Below are 4,165 nucleotides of genomic sequence, written 5' to 3'. Positions count from 1 at the left end.
CGCCGTTGGAGGGCAGGTAATGGTCGATGGCGCGGTTGAAGGCGGCGCGGTCTTTGGCGGCGTTGCGGGGTGGGTCGGGGACGACTTTTTTCATTGTTTAGCTACCTTTTGGATTCAAGGAGCCGAACCGTTCGCGACTAAACGTAGGGTGGCGGCTGTACGCAGGTTAGTCGACCGGACCAAAAGGTAAAAACCGGCGCACCCGAGGGCGCCCTGCGCACAGCCACCATAAAACCTCATGGAGGGCCATGCACCTTTTGGAATACCGAGCGACTAAACCCGATCACTGATAAGCAGTGACGGATCGCAGACTAGCCATCGATTCCAACAGGCACAAGGCGGCAAGGATTGTCTAGGAAACGTCCTGCAATTTAAAGGGACGCGCCCTGCTGGCCCTTTAAAAACCATGACCAAATGCCACTAATCTCGCCACAGATCGTTCCCACGCGCAGCAAAGGAACGCAGCCTGGGACGCTCCGCGTCCCGCCCACAACATTCAAGTTGGTATGGTTTGCTGGCTGTATCCTCTGGACCCTCTTGTATGGCTGGTAGCCTGCGGCCATCAGATCGTTCCCGCGCTCTGCGTGGGAATGCAGCCTGGGACGCTCTGCGTCCCGCTCACAACATTCAAGTTTTGCGCAGCTGTGACGCGGAGCGTCACGGGCTGCATTCCCACGCGGGAGCGTGGGAACGATCTGTTAACGATCTGTCAGCGCATATGCAAAATGATCGGGCTACTACTGGCCGGGTCCGTATGCCCGCGCAGCTTGTTCACCGCCGCAGCCTCCACCGCGCCGCCGTTGTTGCCCCATGTGCCGCGCACGTAGCTCAACACCTGGGCGATTTCCTGGTCGGACAATTGTTCGCGGAACGCGGGCATGCGGTACGCATCCGGTACACCGGAGGTCACGATGCGTTGCGAGCCATTGAGGGTGATGTTGATCGCCGAGGCGCTTTCCTTGGCCAGGGCTGAGGTGGCACCGGCCAAAGGCGGCATCCACTCCGGCTGGCCTTTGCCGTCCAGGCCATGGCAGGAGGCGCAGCGGGTGGCATAGGTGTGGGCACCCGGAGCGCTCGTGTCGAGCGCTGCCGTCTGATACTGCCACGGCGAACCGTCACGCTGCGGGTCGCCCGGCAGTGATTTGAGATAACGCGCTATGGCCGCCAGGTCGTCGTCCTGCATGAACTGTGTGGAGTTGTTAAACGCCTCGGTCATCGAGCCATACACCACCGCGTGTTTATTACGCCCGGTTTTGAGGAACTGCACAATCTCCGGCTCGCTCCAGCGGCCCAGGCCGGTGTTGTGGTCCTGGCGCAGGCTGGGTGCATACCAACCGTCGAGCAGGGCACCGGCGAGGAACGGTGCGCCGGACTCGTCCAATGCCTTCTCGTTAAACGCCAGCCCACGCGGCGTGTGGCAACTGCCGCAATGGCCGGGGCCTTGGACGATATAGGCGCCACGGTTCCACAACGCGTCCTGCTCGGGTTTGGCGGCGTAGGGGTGAGTGGGCGCGAACACGCCGTTCCACAGCGCGATGGGCCAGCGCATGTTCAGTGGCCACTGGATGCTGCTGGGGATGTTCGGCTCGCTGGCCGGTTGCACGCCTTGCATGAAAAACGCATACAGCGCACGCATGTCGTCGTCGCTGAGTTTTACGTAGGACGGGTAGGGCATGGCCGGGTAGAGCCGTCGCCCACCCGGCGCCACGCCGTGGCGCACGGCGCGGTCGAAGTCGGCGAGGCTGTAGGTGCCGATGCCGACGTTTTTGTCCGGCGTGATGTTGGTGGCATGAATGGCGCCCAGCGGCGTGGCCATCTCCAGGCCGCCGGCAAACGGCGCTTTGCCCGGCAGGCTGTGGCAGGCCACGCAATCACTGACGCGGGCGACGTATTCGCCACGGCTGACCAGGGTCGGGTCAGCCGTGGCGTTGGCCTGTTCAAAAGGCGAAGCCGGTTGACGGGTGACGTACCAGGCCAGCAGGCCGGCGGCGACTGCGCCGGCCAGCACCAGCCAGCCAGCGGTTCTAGCCAATCGTTGGTTGTTCATAGGCGTTCCTTGTCGGTCAGGCGAAGGTGTAGCGGCTCAAGGGCAGGCTGCGGATGCGCTGGCCGGTCAAGTGCGCCACCGCATTGGCCACGGCAGGCGCCACTGCGGGCAGCGGCGGCTCGCCGATACCGCCCATCTTTTCGCCGCTCTCGACGATCTTTACGTGCACCTTGGCCATCCGCGAGGGTGGCAGGATCGGGTAAAGGTCGTAGTTGCGCGCCCGTGGTTTACCGTCCACGTACACCGCTTCTTCCACCAACGTTTGTGACAAGCCCAACGCTACGGCGCCATTGACCTGGGCCTCGATGATCGCCGGGTTGACGATGCTGCCAGGGTCGATGGCTTCCCAGATGTTATGCACCTTGACCTGGCCGTTTTCGATCGACACTTCGGCAACCACCGCCGCATGCGAGCCAAAGGGCGAGGCCATGGCCACGCCACGGGCACGCCGGCTGCCGTCTTCGGCGGTGTAGGGGCCACGCTTCCAGCCACCGGACAACTCGCCAACCGCTTGCAGCAACGTGGTCAGGCGTTTGTTGTCGCGCAGCAGGTGCAGGCGCAACTCGTACGGGTCATGGCCGCCTTTGTCGGCCAGTTCATCGAGGAAGGCTTCGTAGAAAAAGTCATTCAGCGAGTTGCCCACCGAACGCCAGTAGCCGAGCATGGTCGGGCCTTTGACGTAGATCTGGGCGATGCGTTTGTTGGGAATCGCGTAGGACTTGCCCGACAACCCTTCAAGGGCCGTCGGGTCGATTTTGTCGCCCTGTTTGCCGGCGATGGCCTCGGATGGGCCTTCGGTGGCGCTCACGGCTTCGATGGCCACCGGCAAGCCTTTGTCATCCAGCGCCGCGCGGAACTTGACCACTGCGACCGGGCGCAGCACATCACGCAGGAACTCTTCTTCGCGGCTCCAGATCAGCTTGACCGGGCGGCCCACAGCCTTGGCCAGCGCGACGGCCTGCGGGTACGGGTTGGCCGAGTCATACAGAAAATGCCGGCCGAAAAAGCCGCCCAGCAACGGCGAATGCAGGGTGATCTTCGACACATCCAGCCCGGTGCGCTTGGCGATGTCGGCGCGGAACATGTCGGGTGCCTGGTTCGGCAGCCAGACTTCCAGCGTGCCGTCCGGGTTATAGCGCGCCAGGGCCGATGGCGGCTCCAGTTGGGCATGGTTAACGTACTGGTTGTGGTAAGTGGCTTCGACCTTGGTCTTGGCGTTTGCCAATGTGGCGTTGACGTCGCCTTCGTTTTCTTCGTCGCGGGCCGGGCCTTGCTGGGCGGCGAGGAAGTCACGGTATTTGTCGCTGGAAAAGTCTGCCGGCATGGCGCGCACTGTGGAGTCGGCGGCGGCTTCCAGCCATTCGACCTGAATAGCTTCTACTGCACGCTTGGCGTGCCACCAGCGCTCGGCCACCACGGCTACGGCGCCAGGCAATTGATGCACCGAGTGCACGCCTTTCATGGCTTCGACCTGGGACTGATTGCGCAGGCTGCCCACGGTCATGCCCAGGCGCGGCGCATGCTGCACGGCGGCGTGGAGCATGCCGTCGACCTTGAGGTCGATGCTGTATTGCGCCTTGCCGGTGGATTTGTCGTAGGCATCCAGGCGTTTGACCGGCTTGCCGATCCAGCGGAACTGGCTCGGGTCGCGCAGGGTGATGGTGGACGGGTCAGGCACCGGCATGTCGAGGGCGCGGCTGGCCAGTTCGCCGTAGCCCAGCGAGCGGCCCGAGGCGGCGTGCACTACGCGGCCGGGTGTGGTGGTCAGTTGCGCGACCGGCACGCCCAGTTGCTCGGCGCCGGCCTGCAACAGCATGGCGCGGGCGAGGGCGCCCAGGCGACGCATGGTCGGGTAACTCATGCGCACCGACATGCTGCCGCCGGTGATGCGCATGCCGTTTTCCATCACCACATAGGCATCGCCCGGTGGCGCGGCCTCGACGACAAAGGTGGCAGGGTCGGCGTCCAGTTCTTCACCGACAATTTGCGCCATGGCGGTGTGGGTGCCTTGGCCGCCTTCCATAAAGGGGCTGAGCAGGCGCACCGTGCCGTCCGGGCGAATCTCCAGAAACGCCGGCACCTGCGTGCCGCGCTCCGCAGGGTTGGCGGTGGCCGCGA

2 protein-coding genes are annotated in these 4,165 nt (G+C 64.0%); both read right to left on the bottom strand.

The features are described from left to right. Positions 1–709: 709 nt before the first annotated feature. Positions 710–2,047, bottom strand: coding sequence for a c-type cytochrome (locus BFP92_RS24065; RefSeq protein WP_065931428.1), 1,338 nt, complete (start codon positions 2,045–2,047; stop codon positions 710–712). Between the two features lie 16 nt (positions 2,048–2,063). Continuing rightward, on the bottom strand, positions 2,064–4,165 hold a 2,102-nt coding region (locus BFP92_RS24060), incomplete at its 5' end, for a xanthine dehydrogenase family protein molybdopterin-binding subunit (protein WP_065931427.1).

It is taken from the genome of Pseudomonas sp. 58 R 3, assembly GCF_900006605.1.
Lineage (GTDB): Bacteria > Pseudomonadota > Gammaproteobacteria > Pseudomonadales > Pseudomonadaceae > Aquipseudomonas > Aquipseudomonas salomonii.
This window is presented reverse-complemented; position numbering and strand designations above follow the sequence as displayed.

Bases quoted from the DNA above. Each gene is read 5' to 3' on its own strand.
- BFP92_RS24065 (WP_065931428.1), bottom strand. From the start codon at position 2,047: ATGAACAACCAACGATTGGCTAGAACCGCTGGCTGGCTGGTGCTGGCC.